Raw genomic sequence first — 18735 nt, forward strand, 5'->3', positions numbered from 1 at the left:
GCGGCCACCGGCCGGAGCGGCCGGCAGCAGCGGCAGCACGACCAGCAGCCGGATCACGCTGCCACCGCCGGGGCGGCCGACAGCAGCGGCAGCGAGACGAGCAGCTGGAAGCCGTCCGGCGGGGTGCGGACCGCGGTCACCGTGCCGCCGAGGGCCGTGATCCGCTCCGTCAGCCCGATCAGCCCGCCGCCGAACACGATCTTGTCCGAGGCGGGGACACCGTTGTTCGTCATCGTGAGCGTCACGGCGTCGGCGCCGGTGCGCAGGGTGACGACGCAGGTGCGGGCCTCGCTGTGGCGCAGGAGGTTGGTGGTGCCCTCGCGGACGACCCACCCGAGCGTGCCCTGCAGCTCCGCCGGGAGGGCGCCGCCGTCGCCGATGACGCGGCACTCGATGCCGGCGGAGGCGAGCAGCGCCCGGGCGCCGGCCAGCTCCACGTCGAGGTCCGCGGCACGGTACCCGCCGACGACGGCACGCAGCTCGGTGAGCGAGTCCTGGGCGATGCGCCGCACCTCCAGCATCTCCGCCACCGCCTCCTCGCGGCCCCGGCGGGCGAGCTGCGCGGCCAGTTCGGACTTCAGCGCCACGACGGACAGCGTACGGCCGACCACGTCATGCAGGTCGCGGGCGAACCGCAGGCGCTCCTCGGCGACGGCGAGCCCGGCCTGCACGTGCCGGGCGCGGTCCAGCTCGCGGACCACGCCGAGCATCCACAGCGACACCCGGTACGCGCCGACGATCGGGACGAGCAGGGCGCCGAGCGCGATCGCCGCCCCGGCGCTGCTGGTGACGGTGCTGAAGAGGCAGCTGCCGACCACGACGGCGAGCACGACCCGGGGCCGGACGGCGGCGCACAGCGCGGTCACGTACGTGACGACGAGCACGATGAGGATGGCGGTGGCGGGACCGTCGGGCCGGCCCGGGGTCGCGTGCGGGTAGGCGAGGAAGCCGAGCGCCATGCCGGCGACGGTCAGCGCGCCGCCGGCGAGGATCAGGCCCGTCGGGCGGGGCCGCAGCCCCAGGTACGAGCCGATGCCCGCGTGCACGAGCAGCAGGCACACGACGGTGTGCACGACGAACCCCGCGACGACGACCCCGAGCGCGGTGCGGCTCACCTCCAGCTGCACCAGGAAGCCGATGAGCACCGGCGACAGCGTGAGCTGGCCGTAGAAGGAGCCCCGCACGTACCACTCCAGCCGCGCCGCCTGGCTGCGCCGCCGCCACCACCCGATCAAGACCCCGAACCCCCATCTGCGACTAACGCCGCGGTGACCAGCGGAACCAGCGTCGCACGGCCACCCAGCCGAGCACGGTCCACGCCGCCAGCAGCCCCGCCGGCGCGGCCGCCGCCCCGAGGACGCCGAGGACGCCCGCCCCGGGCCTGCCGAGCCAGCCGAGCCGGACCAGCTCCAGCGTCGGCGACAGTGGCAGCCACCGTAGCGCCTCCGCGACCGGCCCCGGCAGCGCGTCCAGCGGGATCGCGAAGCCGGCGCCGGCGACGCAGACCAGCAGGACCGGCAGCGTCGTCACCTGCGCCAGCTCGACGGTGCGGGTGAAGGTCGTGCTCACCGCGGCGAGCAGCGCGAACACCACCGTCCCGAGCAGCACCCCGAGGAGCAGCACGGGGGCGTTGACCGGTGCGGGCAGCCCGAACGCGGTCGCGCCGACGGCGACGAAGAGCGCCATCTGCCCGAGCGCCACGGCGACCGCGGGGCCGGCGGTGCCGGCGAGGATCTCCAGGTCGGTGAGCACGCCGACCCGCAGGCGCTGGAGCACCAGGTCCTCGCGGCGGGCGACGTAGGTGCTGACCAGCGTGTAGTACAGCACCCCGACGAGGACGAACCCGAGCATCCCGGTGACGACCGCCGTGTCACCGCCGGCATCGCCGCCGGACGCGAGCAGCCCTATGATCATCACCGGCACGAGGACCGAGTTGAACACGGCCATCCGGTTGCGGGCGAGGAGGAGCAGTTCGGACCGGACCAGATGCGTCATGCCGCACCCGCGATCGACAGGAACGCCTCGTCCAGCGTCGCGGACCGCGCGTCGAGCCCGGTCAGCGTGATGCCGCGTGCAGCGGCCCAGCCGAGCAGCGTCGTGAGCGCCGTTTGCAGCTGCTGCGTGTGTACGAAGACCCGCCCGCCGGTCAGGTCGTAGGCGCCGACCACGTCCGGCAGCGCGTCGAGGGTGACGCCGGGCGGCAGGTCGAAGGTGATCCGGGCCGGGAACGCGGCGACGACCTCGGCGACGGAGCCGGTCGCGACCACGGTCCCGGCGCGCAGGATCGCCACCCGGTCGGCGAGCTCCTGCGCCTCCTGCAGGTAGTGGGTGCTGAGCAGGATCGTGACGCCGTCGGTGAGCAGCCCGCGCAGCAGCCGCCACGTGTCGTGCCGGGACTCGGGGTCCAGACCCGTGGTGGGTTCGTCGAGGATGAGCAGGTCGGGCCGGCCGACGACGGCGACGGCGAGGTCGAGACGGCGCCGCTCGCCGCCGGACAGCTGCCGGACCCGCACGTCCGCGCGGTGCGCCAGGCCGACGAGGTCCAGCGTGTCCGCGACTGGCCGGGCCCGCGTGCCGAACGTGCCGGCCCACATGCGCAGCGCCTCCGCCGGCGTCAGGTCGGGTGGGAAGCCGCCCTCCTGCAGCATCACGCCGGTACGGGCCCGTACTGCGGTACGGTCGCGGACCGGGTCACGGCCGAGCACCCGTACCGCACCCGCGGTCGGCCGGTCGAGCCCCTCGACCAGCTCGAGCGTCGAGGTCTTCCCGGCGCCGTTCGTGCCCAGCAGCGCGAACAGCTCGCCGCGCTCGACGTCGAAGGACACGCCCCGCACCGCTTCGAACGATCCGTAGCGGCGGCGCAGCTCGTACACCTGGACCGCCGCCGTCACGGGAGGAACCGCATCTCGGGGAACGCCGCGCACGGGCCGTCGAGCAGGGTACCCCCGCGCCCACTCAGGTGGCGGTCGGCCCACGCCAGCAGATAGGCCCGCTGCACCCGCACGGAGCGCTCGCCGTCGATCGTGCCCAGCTGCCCGACGAGGTCCTCCGCCGGGATCCCGGCCTGCGGGAGCAGCACCTGGTAGTCGGTGAACGACATGTGCCCGGAGTCGCGCAGCTGCAGCTCCAGGCGCGGCCCGCGCAGCACCGCCCAGAACGCGGCCCAGGTCTCGTCGCCGGTGCGGCCGTGCCCGTCCGACCCGACGAGGACGAACGGCCGGTCCAGCCCCTCGGTCATCACGCGGCCCGACATGGCGCCGTCGAGGTTCACGCCGGCCTTGACGCGACGGTCCTCCAGCATGGTCTCCGCGGCGGTGGTACCGCCCAGCGAGTGCCCGATCATCCCGATCGTGCGCTGGTCCACGGCGTACCAGAGACCGCTCGGCAACGCCCGCTGGGGACGGGCGAGCCAGTCGAGGACGAACCGGGTGTCGGCGACCCGGGCGGCGAGGGCCTTCGCGATGAGCCGCTCCTCCTCGCCGGGCTCGCCGGTCGGCGGCGGCACCGCGCTCCTGGCGACGCGCCCGCCGGGGAACTCGACGAGCGGCGAGTCGTGCGTGTGGTCGATGGTGACGACGATGTACCCGTGGCTCGCGAGCTCCTCCGCGACGGCGGTGCTGGCGGTCCGCTCGACGCCGAAGCCGGGCGAGTACAGCACGACGGGCCACCCGGCGCGCGGCCCGGGCAGCGCGGGCGCGCCGAGCCGGGCGTGCGTGAGGGGCAGCTCGTAGCCGGAGCCGGGCGGGTTGAGCAGCGCGGCGAACGCCGGCGACACCCACGGCGCGAGCGGCAGCCGCCGCGCGTCGTGGGCGGGGTACCACAGCTGCACCATCAGCTCCCGGACCCGCTCCGCCGGCACCCACGGGTCGGGGCGGGACCGGTCGACGAGGTGCAGCGCGACGGTGCCGATGCGGTGGCGCCCGGTCGGCGCCGGCAGGACCAGCCTCACCGGTCCGGCGGCGAACGCCGGTGTGGGGACGGCCGCCACCGCCGCCGATGCCGCCGCCATCAGTACGACTCTGCGTCTCATATGGACAGTCTTCGTGCCCCCGTGCCGCTCCCGTAGTGCCGTCACACATCGGTTGCGGTGCACCGTGCACGCCCGGCCGGTGACAAATGTCAGACGGCACGTCTCCCCGTTCGCTCCCGTTCCGCACCCGCGACGGGAAGGGATCGGCTCAGGAACACCGGGCCGGCACCGATCAACGGACCATGTCGGTGAACGCGCTGGAGCAGCACGAAGGCGAGTACCGCGCCCGCCAGATCAGGCTGGGCACGTGGGTCGGCGTCGCGGTGATCGCCATCGGCGCGGTCCGGGTGCACCTGGACTGGCAGGGCGGGCCGCTGCTCGTCGCCGCGATCGCGTTCGTGGGCGTCGCGCAGGCCGCGATGGCGCTGCTGCCGTGGCGCCGGCTGGTCGACCGGCCGTGGCTGCCGCGCGCGCTGTTCGCCTGGTGGCTGGGGAACCTGGCGGTGCTGCTGGGGTTCACCGCGTACGACGTCGCCGCGCTCGCCATCTACCCCGCCGGCGTGACCCTGATCCTGGCGTCCACCGCGGCGCTCGCCTCAGAGCGGGCCGTCATCAGCATCGGCGCGGCGTCGCTGGTCGGGTACGTGTCGCTGGTGCTCACCCGGGACCGCCCCGTCACCGGTACCCTCGCCGCGCTGAGCCTCGCGCTGATGGCCGGCGTCATGTGGTTCTGCGCGCGGACCGCCAGCAACCGCCGGCGCCTCGACGCGGCCCGGCTCAGCGCCGAACGGCGGATCGAGGCGCTGCTGGAGAACTCCTCCGACGCGGTCATCGCCGTGCTGCCCCTCGGCGGCGTCACCTACTGCAGCCCGTCGGTGCGCACCGTGCTCGGCTACGAGCAGGGGTTCGTCACCAGCGACCTGCTCATGGACATCACGCACCCCGACTTCCTGCCGGTGGTGATGGAGTGGTGGTTGAGCGTCGCCAACGGCACCCCCGGCTCCTCCGCGCGGGTCGAGTCACGGATCCGGCGCGCCGACGGCGCCTGGATCTACGCCGACGTGATCGGCACCAACCGGCTGGACGACCCGTCGCTGGAGGCCGCGGTCATCAGCATCAGGGACATCACCGAGCGCAAGGAGCTGGAGGAGGAGCTGACCCGGCAGGCGTTCGCGGACTCGCTGACCGGCATGCCGAACCGGGCCCTGTTCCGCGACCGGCTCGAGCACGCCATCGCCCGCAACCGGCGCGGCGGTGGGCGGATCACGCTGCTGCTCGTCGACCTCGACGACTTCAAGCTCGTCAACGACAGCCTCGGCCACAACGCCGGCGACCAGCTGATCGCGTCGACGGCGCTACGCCTGCACCAGCAGCTGCGGTCCGCGGACACCCTCGCCCGGCTCGGCGGCGACGAGTTCGCGATCCTCGTCGAGGACATCGACGAGTTCGAGGCGATGGACCTCGGGGACCGGCTTCTCGCCGCGATCCGCCGCCCGCTGCGCCTCGGCAACCGCGAGGTCGTCTGCTCGGCCAGCATCGGCGTCGCGACCGCGAAGGCGAGCGAGGGCGAGGACGGGCCGGACCCGGGTGAGCTGCTGCGCAACGCGGACCTCGCGATGTACGCGGCGAAGGCCGCCGGCCGGGACCGCTACGCGCTGTTCGACCCCGCCATGTACGCCGAGATCCTCCGCGAGGCCGACGACCGCGCGGAGCTGGAGCGCGCGCTCGCCGACGAGGAGTTCGTCGTCCACTACCAGCCGATCGTGGACCTGCCGACGAGCCGCCTCATCGGCGTCGAGGCCCTGGTGCGCTGGGAGCACCCGGTGCGCGGGCTGGTCGGGCCGAACGCGTTCATCCCGCTCGCCGAGTCGACCGGGCTGATCGTGCCGCTGGGCCGGTGGGTGCTGCGGCAGGCGTGCCAGCAGCTCGCGCAGTGGTGCGCGGAGTTCCCCGAGTCCGCCGGGCGGATCCGCATGAATGTGAACCTGTCGGCGCGGCAGTTCCAGCACGAGGGGCTCGTCGAGGAGGTCGGGCAGATCCTCGCCGAGACCGGCATCGACCCGCACCAGATGGTCCTGGAGATCACCGAGTCGCTGCTGATGCAGGACACCGACTCGACGATCGAGACCCTCGGCCGGCTCAAGTCGCTGGGTGTACGCCTCGCGATCGACGACTTCGGCACGGGCTACTCGTCGCTGTCGTACCTGAAGCGCTTCCCCGTCGACATCCTGAAGATCGACCGGTCGTTCGTCGACGGCATCGACACCGAGAACGGCGACGCGACACTGGCGGAGGCCGTCGTGCAGCTCGGCCGGGCCCTGCAGCTGCAGACGGTCGCCGAGGGCATCGAGACGCAGGAGCAGTGGTCGACGCTGCAGGACCTCGGCTGCGAGTTCGGGCAGGGCTACCTGTTCGCGAAGCCGGGCGCCGCCGAGGCGATCTCTTCCATTCTCGGCGGCGCCAGGTCTGAGTGACTACGCGGGGATCGAGAAGGGGTCCCCGTACACCTTCCAGCTCAGCGGCGGGTTGAGGTCGAAGTTGCGGTTGTTGAGGAACACCCGCTGCGCGGTGTCGACCCGGCTGGTGTCGCTGTGCGCCTCCTCGGTCTTCATCGCCGCGACCCGCGCGTCGAGGAAGGCGTTGAGGTAGGTGAACTCGTCGCCACCCTGTGCGGGGGTGCGGGCCTTGGCCATCGCGGCCCGGCGGATGCCGCCGAAGCTGACGGCACTGTCGCCGGGGCCGTGCATGACGATCGCGTCGTAGTAGGCGAACTGACCCAGGGCCCGCAGGCCGTCGGCCTTCGCCTGCTGCACCGAGGGGTTGAAGTAGACGCGGTCGCGCTCGTCGTTCTGCGCGGTCTGGAAGGCGGGGTCGGCCGCGGCGGTCTTCCAGTCCCGGGTGAAGTTCGGGTCGAGCCCGGCGTGCGAGTCGGTGCCGTCGACGTTGCGCAGCGCCGGCAGGTATTTGGCGAGCACGTTGCCCGGGACGCGTTGCGTGTAGAGCTGGACCAGCTCCAGCATGTCGCCGGTGCCGGAGCAGAAGCCGATGATCCCGGCGGTGTACCCGCGGCCGTCGCCGATGTCCTCGATGTACTTGTACTGCGCCTTCCAGTCCAGCGAGGAGTTCTCCGCGCTGGACACCAGCTGCATGGCGATGTCCTTCTTGCGCGGGTCGGTGAGGTCCTTGCCGGCGCTGGGGCTGCTGCTCGGCGTCTTTGACGGCGTCGGGCTGCTGCTCGGGGTCTTCGACGGCGTCGGGCTGGCGCTGGGCTGCGTGCCCGGCGTCGTGCCGTACACCTTGAACTCCCACAGCGAGTAGCCGTAGGTCGTGCCGCGGGCGGTGCCCAGGACCCGGACGTAGCGTCCCGTGCCGTTCAGGCCGGTGAGGTCGTCCGTCGCCCCGTTGCCGGTGGTGGTGCTGAAGATGGTGGTCCAGGCGCTGCCGTCCGGCGAGGTCTGGATCTGGTACGCCTTGGCGTACGCCGCCTCCCAGCTCAGGTTGACGTGCGTGATCGTCTTGGCGGCACCGAGGTCGACGCGGATCCACTGCGGGTCGACGCCCTCCGCGCTGGCCCAGCGGGTGCCGGTGTTGCCGTCGACGGCGTTGCCCGGGCCGAGCGAGGACAGCTCGTCGGACGACGACGTGGCCGGCCTGCCTTGTGAGAGCAGGCTCTCCGTGGCCGCCTCGGCGCCGTAGGTGGTCACTGCGACCGTCACCCCGCCGATCAGCGCGACCGCGGCACCGATGCCGACCAGCCTGCCGGGAATCTTCACGAGGCCTCCCTCTCGTTAGATAGGTAACTTACCTGACAGATAATCTGATTCGAATCCTTCGATGTCAAGGTGCCTAAGCCAGACTTCAGACTCCGTTAGGCCAGGGAACGTGTAACCCGTGGGTTACACTTCTCGGCGTGGACGACGTGGCGGAGGCGATCGCGGACCCGGTGCGCCGGGCGATCCTCGAGCTGCTGCACACCGGCGGCGCCGCGCCGGCGGGCCAGGTCGCGTCGGCGATCGGCGCCCGGTTCGAGATCAGCCGCCCCGCCGTGAGCCGCCACCTGCGCGTGCTGCGCGAGTGCGGCCTGGTCCGCGACACCCTCGAAGGCCGGCGCCGCGTGTATTCCCTGGACCCCACCCGGCTCGGCGAGCTGACCGGCTGGCTCGCCCGGTTCACGGCGCCCCCGATCTGGCAGCAGCGGATGGACGCGCTGGAGACCGAGGTGTACCGCACCCGCCGCGACCGCCTTCGCAACCCACCCATCGGAGAGGAACGCACCGCATGAGCCCGACCCCCACCGGCCGCTGGATCCCCACCGCCACCGGCGGCGAACTGGTGATCAGCCGCACCTTCCGCGCCCCGATCGAGGACGTCTGGGCCAGCGTCACCGAGTCCGACCGCACGGCCCGCTGGTTCGGCCCCTGGAAGGGCGACGCCCGTCCCGGCGGCCGCATCCAGTACCAGATGATCCAGGAGGAAGGAGCCCCCTGGTCCGAGGCGCGGATCGAGGCCTGCGAGCCCCCGCGACGGCTCGTCCTGACCGACTCGATGGCCCACCTGGAGCTGCGCCTGTCGACCGTGGACACCGGCACGCTGCTGGAGCTGGTCCATCACCTGCCCGGCCCCGACGGCGTCGGCGCCGGCGACTACGGCCCCGGCTGGGAGTTCTACCTCGACGCCCTCGTGGCCTCCCGCGACGACACCCCGATGCCCGACTTCAACGACTACTACCCGTCCATGAAGCCATACTTCGAAGCCCTGCTCGAGTGATGTCTCCGGCGTCCTCCTGACCTTCACCTGCTGTTGTAGTCGGCGGCCACGGCACCGACTTCTTCACCGACGTGCCGCCGATCCGCTCAGGTCGGCGCGTCCGTGGCCGATCGGGGGCGACAGGGCTGGAGCAGGGAGATGGCCGTGAAGCACAGGCTCGTGACGCGCAGCGACTTCGACGGCTTGGTGTGTGCCACGCTGCTGAAGCACCTGGACATGATCGACGAGATCGTCTTCGTGCATCCGAAGGACATGCAGGACGGCAAGGTCGAGATCACCGCGAACGACATCATCACGAACCTGCCGTACGTGCCCGGTGCGCACATGGTGTTCGACCACCACCACTCGGAGACGGTGCGCGTCGGGCCGCAGCCCAACCACATCATCGACGCGTCCGCACCGTCGGCGGCACGGGTCATCTACAACGAGTTCGGCGGCGCCGACTTCTTCACCGACGTGCCGCCGGACCTCATGGACGCGGTCGACAAGGCCGACTCCGCGCAGTACACCGTGGAGGAGATCCTCGACCCGACCGGCTGGACCCTGCTGAACTTCCTGATGGACAGCCGCACCGGCCTGGGCCGCTTCCGCGACTTCACCATCTCCAACTTCGAGCTGATGATGAAGCTCATCCACGCCTGCCACCAGCTGGACAGCGTCGACGAGATCCTGGCGATGAAGGACGTGCGCGAACGCGCCGACCTGTTCCACGCACACACCGAGCCGTTCATCGACCAGCTGCGCCGCGTCACCACCGTCCACGACGACGTCGTCGTGGTCGACCTGCGCGACGAGGACACCATCTACGCCGGCAACCGCTTCATGGTCTACGCCCTCCACCCCGACGCCCGCATCTCCATCCACGCCCTGTGGGGCCGCGCCAAGCAGAACACGGTGTTCGCCGTCGGCAAGTCCATCGTGGACCGCACGTCCCCGGTCGACATCGGCTCCATCATGCTCAAGCACGGCGGCGGCGGCCACCGCGCCGCCGGCACCTGCCAGGTCGACAACCCCACCGCCGCCCAGGTCCTCACCGAACTCATCCAGTCCCTGTCCACCCCCCGCGTCCCCGCCTGACCGCGCAGCATGCTTCCGGCCGTGGCGTGGCGACCGCAGCCGTCCGGGAGCTGTGCCGGCTGGCGGCGGCCCGGCACGGGCTGCGCACGCTGCGGGCGGCCGCCTCCCACCAGAATGTGGCGTCCCGGAAGGTGCTGACCAAGGCCGGCTTCGCCCCTGCCGGTCCGGCCGACCCGGCACACCTCGGTGGCAAGGCAGGCACCTGGTATCAGCGCGACCTGATGCTCGAGCCGCGCCGGTAGCGGTGCTTGAAGGGCGCGGAGACGCCTGCGGGGAAGGGCGTCAGGAGGCGTTGACGTCGCTGGGGCGCATGAGGCGTTCCCAGCCGGCGTCGGCGGACATGCCGTAGGTGCGCAGGGCGGCGATGGGGTCGGGTTCGGTGGGGTGGTCGGCCGTGGGGAGGGAGACGCAGAACCTGGTGCCGCCGCCGGGGTTGTCCTCGACGGCGATCGAGCCGCCGTGGCGCTCGACGATGCGGCGGCAGATGGCCAGGCCGAGGCCGGTGCCGCCGTAGTCGGCGGGGCGGGCGCGGTAGAAGGACTCGAAGACGCGGGCCTTGTCGCCGTCGGGGATGCCGATGCCGCGGTCGGCGACGACGAGGACGATGCAGTCGGGGTCGGACACGGCGGTGACCTCGATGTGCGGGGTCTGGCCGGCGGGGGTGTACTTGATGGCGTTGCCGATCAGGTTGTCCACGACCAGGCGCAGCAGGCCCGGGTCGGCCTTGATGTGCGGCAGGTCGCCGATGTGGATGCGCGGCGTGGGTGGGAGGGCGACCGTGGACGCCTTCGCCAGTTGCATGGGCGGGGCGAGGGCGGTGCGGTCGGCGACGACGGACGCGACGACGGCGCCCAGGTCGACGTCGGTGAGGTTGAGCGGCGCGTCGCGGGCGGTGGTGTACGCGAGCAGGTCGTCGATGATCGACCGCATCCGGATCGCGCCCTGGCGGACCCGCTCGACCGCGACCTTCGCCGTGTCGGGGCGGCGCGGGGCGGCCTGAGCGGCGTCGGGGCCGGAGCGCGCGGCGCCGGCCGAGAGCGCGTCGGCGGCGACGGCGGCGAAGCCGTGCACCGCGGTCAGCGGGCTCTTCAGGTCGTGGGCGACGACGGCGGCGAACTGGGCCAGCTCCGTCTCGTACCGGCGCAGCGCCGTGATGTCGTGCAGGACCGCGACCGCGCCGCGCGGGCCACCGCCGGAGCGGTCCAGCGGGCGGGCGCTGACGCTGACGAGGATGCCGTCGGGGTGGGTGGGGTTGCGGATCACCATCTCGACCCGGTCGACGGAGACGCCGCGCAGCGCCTTCACCATCGGCAGCTCGGCGGCGGGGAACGGGGTCGCGCGGTCCGGCAGGTAGGCGCCGTAGTGCGCGGGCCAGTCCTCCAGCGTGTCGGGGTCGCCGGCGGTGCCGAGCAGCTGGCGGGCCGCGGGGTTGTGCAGCAGCACGCGGCCGTCGGCGCCGACGACGGTGACGCCCTCGGCGAGGCTGGTGAGGATCGCCTGCTGCAGGGCGGCCTGGTCGCGGGCCTCGCGCTCGGCGGCGCGCAGCTCGCGGGTCGACTCGTGCACCAGGGTCATCGCCTTCGAGCGGCGGGTCGACAGCAGGTACACCAGCAGCGTGACGAGGACGGTCAGCGCGGCGCCGGCGGCGGTCGCGACGAGGGGCCGGTCGGTGTAGGCGCCCGGCAGGTCGCGCGGGTCGGCGCTGACCTCCAGGTGCCACACGCGTTGCGCGATGCCGATGTCCTTGGCCCGGCGCAGGGCGTCGCCGGGCATGGCGAGGCGGTGCACGGTCGCGATCGGCAGGAGCCCGCCGCCGGTCTGGGTCGCGGACAGCGTCGCGGTGACCCGGCGGTGCAGCACCTCGCCGAGCGCCCCGCCGAAGAAGCCCTCGCCGCGCAGGCCGAGCACGACCCAGCCGCGCAGCGCGCCGTCCGCGCCGGTGACGGGCGTGGCGAGGCTGAGCGTGCGCCGCTGCCCGCCGGCGATCAGTGCCGCGTTGGACACCGTCGCGTGTCCGGACATCCGCGCCTGCCGCATGACGTCGGCGAGGTCGGGGTTGTCGCCGAGGTCGCTGCCGCCCTCCAGCGGGGCGTTGCCGTCGAGCTGCCGCGCGTACACGCCGAAGTAGTGCTCCTGAATGCCTTCCGCGGGCTTGAGGGTGAGCCCGGTGGCGCCGGCGGCCCGCCACGCGTCCTGGACGGCGGCGACCTCCGGTACACCGGCGGGAACGACGAACACGAGGGCGGTGGCGCCGGCGAGCGACGGGATGCGGGACGTCGCCCGGTCGAACGCCTGCGGGCTCAGCCCGTCGTGCGAGCCGAGCGCGGCCGCCACGTTGTCGATGGTGTCGACGTACCGGCGGACCTCCCCCGCGACCGCCGCGGCCGCCAGATCCGACTGGCGTTGGATTGCCAGCTGCGCCGAGCGCCGCTCCTTGCCGGTGATGACGCTCGTGACGCCGAGCGTGACGAGCGCCCCGAGGACCAGGACCGCGGCGGCGAGCGCCATCGAGCCGTACCGTCTCATCGCGGCCGCCGCATCGCCCGCACCACGACCCGCTCGCTGGGCCGCACCGTCCGCGGCAACGCCACCCGCAGCTCGCTGTCGCCGGCGGCCACGCTGCCGCCGTGCTGCTCGGCGATCGCCCGCACCACGGCGAGTCCGAGCCCCACGATGCCGGCCGGCTCGTCGGCGTCGCCGGTGACGGTGACGGTGACCCACGCGCCGGTGCCGTCGCCGCCGGTGCCGACCCACAGCTCGGCGCACCCGGCGAAGCATCCGGTGGCATGGTTGAGCAGCGCCACCAGCAGATGCTCCAGTTGCCGTGGATCCGCCTGTACGACGCAGCTTCCGGCACTGTCCGCGCACCGCACCGCGGGCTCGCCGGGTCGCGCGTGCGCGGTGTGCGCCCGCACCGCGTGCTCGCACAGGCGGGCCAGGTCGACGTCCTCGACCACCAGCCCGTACGCGCCGGCGTCGACGGACGCGATCAGCAGCAGGTCGTCGATCAGGCTGTCGAGGCGGTGCACGCAGGAGTTGAGCATGGTGAGCATGTGCCGCTGCCGCTCGGTGAGCGGGCCGGCCTGCTCCAGCACCTCGCTGTAGCCGCGGATGCCGGTAAGCGGCGTGCGCAGCTCGTGCGACAGCTGCCGCAGGTACTGCGGCTCCACCGCTGCGGTCATCCTCGCGGCCTCCAGACTCGAACCATCCGGAACCACCATAGTTGAGCCAATTTGTCCATATACTCGGATCGGATGCTTCACATGGGAACGGGAGGTCGGTGCTCGTGTCGACGGTGCTCGTGGCCGAGGACGACCTCGCGATCCGGGAACTGCTGACGTTCCTGCTCGACACGTCCGGCCATCAGGTCATCGCCTGCGCCGACGGCGGCACGGCCCTGGACACGGCCCGCCGCGAACATCCCGACCTGGCGATCCTGGACGTCAGCATGCCCGGCATCAACGGCATCGAGGTCTGCCGCGCCCTGCGCGAGACCGCCGACACCGAGCTGATGCCCGTGCTGATCCTCACCTCCCACGGCCAGTGGCTGGACGTGAGCACCGGCTTCGACGCCGGCGCCGACGACTACCTGGTGAAGCCGTTCGAGCCGAGCGTCCTGCTGGAGCGCATCGAGACGCTGCTCTCCGAGGCCCCTGACTAAGCTCCCCCGCATGGGGAAATGGACCGGCCGCGCGGCGGCGTTCGCTGACAGCTACGCCCACCTGTGCGCGTACACGGCGCCGACGCTGCTGTCAGCCGCGGGGCTCGCGCCGGGGATCAGGCTGCTCGACGTCGGCACGGGCACGGGGACGGTCGCGGCGCTCGCCGTCGCGGGCGGCGCCACGGTGACCGCGGTGGACGCCGAGCCGGGCATGGTCGAGCTCGCCCGCGCGGTCGTGCCCGAGGTCCTCCACGCCGGCCTGCCCGACCTGCCGCTGCCCGACGCCGCCTTCGACGCGGTGGTCGCGAACTTCGTCGTCAACCACGTCACCGACCCCGGCCGCGCGGTCGCCGAACTGGTGCGCCTGACCACGCCGGGCGGGCGGGTGGCGGTCACCGTGTGGCCGCACCCGTCGCCGCCGCTGCAGCAGCTGTGGAACGACGTCATGGCCGCCGTCGGGCTCACCCCGGCGCCGTCGATCATCCCGCCGTCGCTGAACTTCGCCCGTACCGCCGAGGGCGTCGCCGGCCTGCTCACCGGTGCCGGCCTGCGGGACGTCGCCTGCCACACGATCAGCTGGACGCACCGCACCGACGTCGACACCTGGTGGATCGGGCCCGCCAACGGCATGGGCGCCCTCGGCGAGGCGCTCGCCGGCCAGGACGCGGCGACGGTCGCCGCCGCCCGCAGAACATACGAACGCCTCGCCGCCGGGTTCCTCGACGACGACGGCGCGCTCGCCCTGCCGACGGCGGCGCTCCTGGCCTCGGGACGCGCTCCGTCAGTCGTGCGCTAGCGCGAACCCGAGCCCCCGTCAGTCGTGCGCTAGCGCGAACCCGAGCATCACCGCGGCCGACACGATGACGTGGCCTGGGGCGAGGTCCTGGTCGGCGGCCTCGCCCGAGCCGCTGGCATGGCCGCGGTACCGGTTCACGCCCGGCGATTCCGGGTCGACGTCCTCGATGTGCAGCACCACCCCGACGCGGACACCGGCGGCCTCCGCGTACAGCTCGGCCTTGGCCCGCGCGGCCGCGACGGCCTTGCGCCGCGCCTCGGCCCGCAGCGCCGGCTTGCCGGTGACGTCGAAGTCGACGCCTTCGATCTCGTTGGCGCCGGCCGCGACGAGGTCGACCAGCAGCTGCCGGCTCCCGTCGAGGTCCGCCGACTCGACGGAGAACCCGGCCACGCACCGGTAGCCGGCGAAGCGGCTGTCGCCGTCGACGTACCTCGTCGCCGTCACGAGGCTCAACCGGGACGCCTGTACAGCCGCATCGGGGATCCCGTGCCGACGCAGCACGTGCCTGACCTCGCCGACCGCGGCGCTCGCGCTGTCGAGCGCCTCCGCCGCCGTCTCCAGCGTCCGCACGACCTTGAACCGGATCCGGACCAGCTCCGGCACCGCCTTCACACTCGCCGCACCGAACACGCTGACACCCCACGGCTGCCCGATCGTCTGCATTCCCACCGTCCAATCTGTCTGGGACACGGTCCGAGTATTCGACGCCGCACCCACCCCCGCAGGTTGCCCGCCGCCGTGGCGCGGGCGGCCGCGCCGTCGTAGGGTGCTGCCATGCCCCGCCGCTGGATCGTGCCGCGTCGATGGCGGCCGCCCGCGGCGCGCGACACCGGGCCGACCGGCGCGTTCGTCGTCGCGCGGCGGCTGGCGACGGGTGGGCACGGCCCTGAGGACGTCATGTTCGATGTGTCGGGTGCCGTCGTCACCGGTACCGGTGACGGCCGGCTCCTGCGCCTCGGCCCGGCCGGCTCGCGCATGGTCGTCGCCGACACCGGCGGCCGCCCCCTCGGCGTGCAGCCGTGCCCCGACGGCAGCGTCCTGGTCTGCGACCACGACCGGGGCCTCCTGCGCGTCACCGCGGACGGCACGGTCGAGGTGCTCGTCGACACCGTGGACGGCGCGCCGCTCACGTTCGCCAGCAACGTCGTGCAGGGCGCGGACGGCACGATCTGGTTCACCACGTCGACGACCCGCTGGGACCTCGAACACCACCTCGGCGACATGTTCGAGCACACGTGCACCGGCCGCCTGATCCGCCGCGACCCCGACGGCACCGTCACCACCCTGCTGCACGACCTGAAGTTCGCCAACGGCCTGGTCCTCGTCCCCGACGGCTCCCTGCTGTTCGCCGAGACCGCCGGGTACCGCATCCGCCGCCACTGCCCCGACGGCCGGGTCGAGCCCTTCGTGGAGAACCTGCCGGGCTTCCCCGACAACATGAGCCTCGGCAGCGACGGCCTGCTGTGGGTCGCGATCGCCGCGCCCCGCAACCCGCTGCTCGACCGCCTCCTGCCGCTGCCGGGCCTCCTGCGCCTCCTGGCCTGGAACCTGCCCACCGCCCTGCGCCCCAAGGCGACCCCGATCGCGTGGGTCATGGCCTTCACCCTCGACGGCCACCTCGTCCACGACCTGCGCACCACCGACGGCTCCTACGGCTTCGTCACCTCGGTCGCCGAACACGCCGGCACGGTCATCGCTGGCAGCCTCACCGCCACCGACGTCGCCGTCCTCGACATCCCGGCACAACCGGCCGGCTGAACAAAGCCGGCGCGGTGGAACGAGAACGCGAAGATGCCGAGGACCAGCAGCTTGACTCGCTTGTTCGTGGCGATCACCCGCAGGCGCCGTCGTAACTTGGTCACGTCGCGGGGCGGGTGTAGACCTCCTTCGGGATCGTGTAGGCGAGGTCGACCGCCGTCTCGATGGCTTCGTCGAGGTCCAGGTGGTGCTGGGCGACCAGGCCCGCCAGGTAGCCGGCGTCGATGCGGCGGGCCAGGTCGTGGCGGGCCGGGATCGAGGCGAACGCGCGGGTGTCGTCGACGAAACCGGCGGTGTTGTAGAAGCCCGCCGTCTCCGTGACCGAGGCGCGGAAGCGGCGCAGGCCCTCGGGGCTGTCGAGGAACCACCACGGGGCGCCGAGGCGGACGGCGGGGTAGACGCCGGCGAGGGGGGCCAGCTCGCGGCTGTAGACCGTCTCGTCGACGGTGAACAGGATCAGGCGCAGCGCGGGGTGGCGGCCGAAGGACTGCAGCAGCGGGCGCAGCGAGCGGGTGAACTCGGCGGTGACCGGGATGTCGAAGCCGCGGTCCGGGCCGTACTGCTCGAACGCATCGGTGCTGTGATCGCGCAGGACGCCGGGGTGCAGCTGCATGACCAGGCCGTCCTCGCAGGACATGGCGGCCATCTGGTGGAGCATGTGGCCGGCGAACGCGCGGGCCTCCGCCGGGGTGACCTGGCCGGAGAGGGCGGCGGCGTAGATGCGGCGGGCCTCGGCCGGCGGCAGCGGGGTGGTGTCGGCGGACTCGTGGCCGTGGTCGGTGGCGAGGGCGCCCGCGGCGATGAAGGCCTGCCGCCGGGCGCGCAGCGCCGCCAGGTAGCCGTCGTAGTCGTCGGTGGGGACGTCGGCGCGCTTGGCGAGGGCGGCCACGTCGGCGGTCCACGTAGGACGGTCGAGGTGGACGAGGGCGTCGGGGCGGAAGGTGGGGATGACCCGGCCCTCCCAACCCGAGGCGGCCAGCCGGGCGTGGGCGTCGAGGTCGTCCAGCGGCGAGTCGGTGGTGGCGAGCACCTCGATGCCGAACCGGGAGAACAGCGCCCGCGGGCGGAACTCCGGCGAAGCGAGGCGCGATGACAGGGCGTCGTACAGCGCGTCGGCGGTGGCCGCGGACGGGACGACGGCGACGCCGAAGACCTCGACGAGCTCGTGGGTCAGCCAGTACCGCGACGGGGTGCCCCGGAAGAGCCGCCAGTTGGCGCAGAACGTCCGCCAGATCGCCCGCGGGTCGGTCGTCGCCGAGGGGCCCACGCCCAGCGCCTCCAGCGGTACACCCGCCGCATGCACCAACCGGGTCACGTAGTGGTCCGGGGTGATCAGCAGCGAGGCCGGGTCGCCGAACGGGGTGTCGTCGGCGAGGAGCGCGGCGTCGACGTGGCCGTGCATGCAGACCAGCGGCAGCGACCTGGTCGCGGCGTAGACGGTGCGGGCGATCTCCCTGGTCGTGGGGTCCGGTGGCAGTGCCCGGTCGGGGTCGAGGTGGAGCTGCGGCACCGTGGTGACTCCTCAGAGGTAGATCCCACAAACGTTCTCATCACTGTGTGCGCACGAAATCGCCGCGTCAAGAGTGAGCGTGAGGAATCTCTTGACATCGACCTACAAACGATTTCATGCTTGCCGTCATCACGAGACCCAGGGAGCGTGCTCGATGCCGGTGACGATCAAGGACGTGGCCCGCGTGGCCGGCGTGTCGCCGTCGACGGTGAGCCGGGCACTGACCACACCCGCGCTCGTCCAGGCCGAGACCAGGTCCCGGGTCGAGCGGGCGGCCGCCGAGCTGGGCTATCAGCCCAACCGCGCGGCCCGCGGCCTGATCACCGGCCGCACCGGAAACATCGGGCTGATCGTGCCCGACCTCACCAACCCGTTCTTCCCGGGCGTCGTCAAGGGCGTGCAGAGCCGCGCCCGCGAGTCGGACTTCTCGGTCTTCCTCGCCGACACCGACGAGGACCCCAACGCCGAGGCCGGCCTGGTCAGGGCGCTGAGCAAGCAGGTCGACGGCATCGTGCTCTGCTCGCCGCGCATGACCGAGGAGGACCTGCGCTCGGTCGCGGGCGAGACGCCGATCGTCATGCTCAACCGCCGGGTCGGCCAGATCCCGGCGATCACCATCGACAACGTCGACGGCATCCGGCAGGCCGTCGCGCACCTCGCCGCCCTCGGCCACCGGCGGATCGCCTACGTCGCCGGCCCGCGGGCGTCGTGGTCCAACCGGGAGCGGGCCAAGGCGCTGCGGGCGGTGACCGCGGCCGGCGACATCGAGCTCGTCGAGGTCGGCAACTTCGTGCCGCAGTTCGCCGGCGGCGTCGCGGCGGCTGACCTGGTGCTGGCGACCGGCGTCACCGCCGTCATCGCCTACAACGACCTGGTCGCGCTCGGCCTGCTGAACTGGTTCGCCACCCGCGGCGTCAAGGTGCCAGAGGCGATCAGCGTCATGGGCTTCGACGACATCGTGCTGTCCCAGATGGTCAGCCCGTCGCTCACCACCGTCGCCCAACCGCAGGAGCCGATCGGCCGCGCCGGCGTCGACATGCTGCTGCAGCTGCTCGAAGACCCCGACCGCGCCGCCCTCGCCCGCCGCGAGCTCCCGTCACAGCTCATGGTCCGCCACTCGACAGGCCGCCCACCCGCGGCCAGCACCACCTGAGCCACGCCGCACGACACCCCCTGAAGCGTGCACCAGAAGGGAA

At 72.8% G+C, this 18735-nt stretch carries 18 protein-coding genes; 9 read left to right on the forward strand and 9 right to left on the reverse strand.

What is annotated here, in order from left to right; genetic code table 11:
• Positions 1-53: 53 nt before the first annotated feature.
• From ABZ321_RS27715 to ABZ321_RS27730, 4 genes are read right to left on the reverse strand one after another with little or no spacing between them, the layout of a single operon-like run.
• The gene (locus tag ABZ321_RS27715; RefSeq protein ID WP_344499364.1) at positions 54-1235 is read right to left on the reverse strand and encodes a histidine kinase; all 1182 of its coding nucleotides are present in this window, start codon (positions 1233-1235) and stop codon (positions 54-56) included.
• 22 nt (positions 1236-1257) lie between these two features.
• Positions 1258-1995 carry an ABC transporter permease gene (locus ABZ321_RS27720; RefSeq protein ID WP_354896372.1) on the reverse strand — a complete coding sequence of 246 codons (738 nt, stop codon included), beginning with the start codon at positions 1993-1995 and terminating at the stop codon, positions 1258-1260.
• A complete protein-coding gene (locus ABZ321_RS27725) occupies positions 1992-2891 on the reverse strand; it encodes an ABC transporter ATP-binding protein (protein ID WP_354896375.1) in 900 nt (299 codons plus the stop codon). The genes ABZ321_RS27720 and ABZ321_RS27725 overlap by 4 nt, the downstream gene beginning before the upstream one ends.
• The gene (locus tag ABZ321_RS27730; RefSeq protein WP_354896378.1) at positions 2888-4030 is read right to left on the reverse strand and encodes a hydrolase; all 1143 of its coding nucleotides are present in this window, start codon (positions 4028-4030) and stop codon (positions 2888-2890) included. The genes ABZ321_RS27725 and ABZ321_RS27730 overlap by 4 nt, the downstream gene beginning before the upstream one ends.
• A 182-nt stretch (positions 4031-4212) precedes the next feature.
• Between ABZ321_RS27730 and ABZ321_RS27735 the strand changes: the two genes are divergently transcribed.
• Positions 4213-6444 (forward strand): EAL domain-containing protein, encoded by a 2232-nt coding sequence (locus ABZ321_RS27735; RefSeq protein WP_354896381.1) that lies wholly within the window; start codon positions 4213-4215, stop codon positions 6442-6444.
• On the opposite strand, the gene ABZ321_RS27740 is transcribed toward ABZ321_RS27735, so the two are convergent.
• Positions 6445-7743 (reverse strand): chitosanase, encoded by a 1299-nt coding sequence (locus ABZ321_RS27740; protein ID WP_354896384.1) that lies wholly within the window; start codon positions 7741-7743, stop codon positions 6445-6447. It abuts the gene before it with no gap.
• A 137-nt stretch (positions 7744-7880) separates the two neighbouring features.
• Here ABZ321_RS27740 and ABZ321_RS27745 point away from each other — a divergent pair, with 137 nt between their 5' ends.
• The 4 genes from ABZ321_RS27745 (at position 7881) to ABZ321_RS27760 (ending at position 10056) form a co-directional block, all read left to right on the forward strand.
• Positions 7881-8252: a metalloregulator ArsR/SmtB family transcription factor gene (locus ABZ321_RS27745; RefSeq protein WP_344499352.1), complete on the forward strand. Its 372-nt coding sequence runs from the start codon at positions 7881-7883 to the stop codon at positions 8250-8252.
• Entirely contained in the window at positions 8249-8737 is a 489-nt protein-coding gene (locus tag ABZ321_RS27750) for an SRPBCC family protein (RefSeq protein WP_354896388.1), read from the forward strand. The genes ABZ321_RS27745 and ABZ321_RS27750 overlap by 4 nt, the downstream gene beginning before the upstream one ends.
• A 144-nt stretch (positions 8738-8881) precedes the next feature.
• Entirely contained in the window at positions 8882-9814 is a 933-nt protein-coding gene (locus tag ABZ321_RS27755; protein ID WP_354896391.1) for an exopolyphosphatase, read from the forward strand.
• Positions 9811-10056 (forward strand): GNAT family N-acetyltransferase, encoded by a 246-nt coding sequence (locus ABZ321_RS27760; protein WP_354896603.1) that lies wholly within the window; start codon positions 9811-9813, stop codon positions 10054-10056. Before ABZ321_RS27755 ends, ABZ321_RS27760 begins: the two co-directional genes overlap by 4 nt.
• A gap of 40 nt (positions 10057-10096) precedes the next feature.
• Here ABZ321_RS27760 and ABZ321_RS27765 read toward each other — a convergent pair whose 3' ends face one another.
• Positions 10097-12340: an ATP-binding protein gene (locus ABZ321_RS27765; RefSeq protein WP_354896394.1), complete on the reverse strand. Its 2244-nt coding sequence runs from the start codon at positions 12338-12340 to the stop codon at positions 10097-10099.
• The gene (locus ABZ321_RS27770; protein ID WP_354896397.1) at positions 12337-12996 is read right to left on the reverse strand and encodes a HAMP domain-containing sensor histidine kinase; all 660 of its coding nucleotides are present in this window, start codon (positions 12994-12996) and stop codon (positions 12337-12339) included. Before ABZ321_RS27770 ends, ABZ321_RS27765 begins: the two co-directional genes overlap by 4 nt.
• A gap of 104 nt (positions 12997-13100) precedes the next feature.
• On the opposite strand from ABZ321_RS27770, the gene ABZ321_RS27775 reads away from it, so the two are divergent.
• Both ABZ321_RS27775 and ABZ321_RS27780 read left to right on the forward strand, forming a co-directional pair.
• Entirely contained in the window at positions 13101-13475 is a 375-nt protein-coding gene (locus tag ABZ321_RS27775) for a response regulator transcription factor (RefSeq protein WP_354896400.1), read from the forward strand.
• A 10-nt stretch (positions 13476-13485) separates the two neighbouring features.
• Complete coding sequence (locus tag ABZ321_RS27780; protein ID WP_354896403.1) at positions 13486-14271, forward strand: class I SAM-dependent methyltransferase; 786 nt, start codon at positions 13486-13488, stop codon at positions 14269-14271.
• 18 nt (positions 14272-14289) lie between these two features.
• Here ABZ321_RS27780 and ABZ321_RS27785 read toward each other — a convergent pair whose 3' ends face one another.
• Positions 14290-14961 (reverse strand): SIMPL domain-containing protein, encoded by a 672-nt coding sequence (locus tag ABZ321_RS27785; RefSeq protein WP_354896406.1) that lies wholly within the window; start codon positions 14959-14961, stop codon positions 14290-14292.
• Between the two features lie 84 nt (positions 14962-15045).
• Here ABZ321_RS27785 and ABZ321_RS27790 point away from each other — a divergent pair, with 84 nt between their 5' ends.
• A complete protein-coding gene (locus ABZ321_RS27790) occupies positions 15046-16029 on the forward strand; it encodes an SMP-30/gluconolactonase/LRE family protein (protein ID WP_354896409.1) in 984 nt (327 codons plus the stop codon).
• A gap of 100 nt (positions 16030-16129) precedes the next feature.
• Here the strand turns inward: ABZ321_RS27790 and uxaC are convergent, their stop codons facing one another.
• The gene (gene uxaC / locus ABZ321_RS27795) at positions 16130-17539 is read right to left on the reverse strand and encodes a glucuronate isomerase (RefSeq protein WP_354896412.1); all 1410 of its coding nucleotides are present in this window, start codon (positions 17537-17539) and stop codon (positions 16130-16132) included.
• Positions 17540-17693: 154 nt separating this feature from the next.
• Here uxaC and ABZ321_RS27800 point away from each other — a divergent pair, with 154 nt between their 5' ends.
• Complete coding sequence (locus tag ABZ321_RS27800; RefSeq protein WP_354896414.1) at positions 17694-18692, forward strand: LacI family DNA-binding transcriptional regulator; 999 nt, start codon at positions 17694-17696, stop codon at positions 18690-18692.
• Positions 18693-18735: the final 43 nt, after the last annotated feature.

The organism is Dactylosporangium sp. NPDC006015 (genome assembly GCF_040614215.1).
In the GTDB taxonomy this organism is placed as follows: Bacteria; Actinomycetota; Actinomycetes; order Mycobacteriales; family Micromonosporaceae; genus Dactylosporangium; species Dactylosporangium maewongense.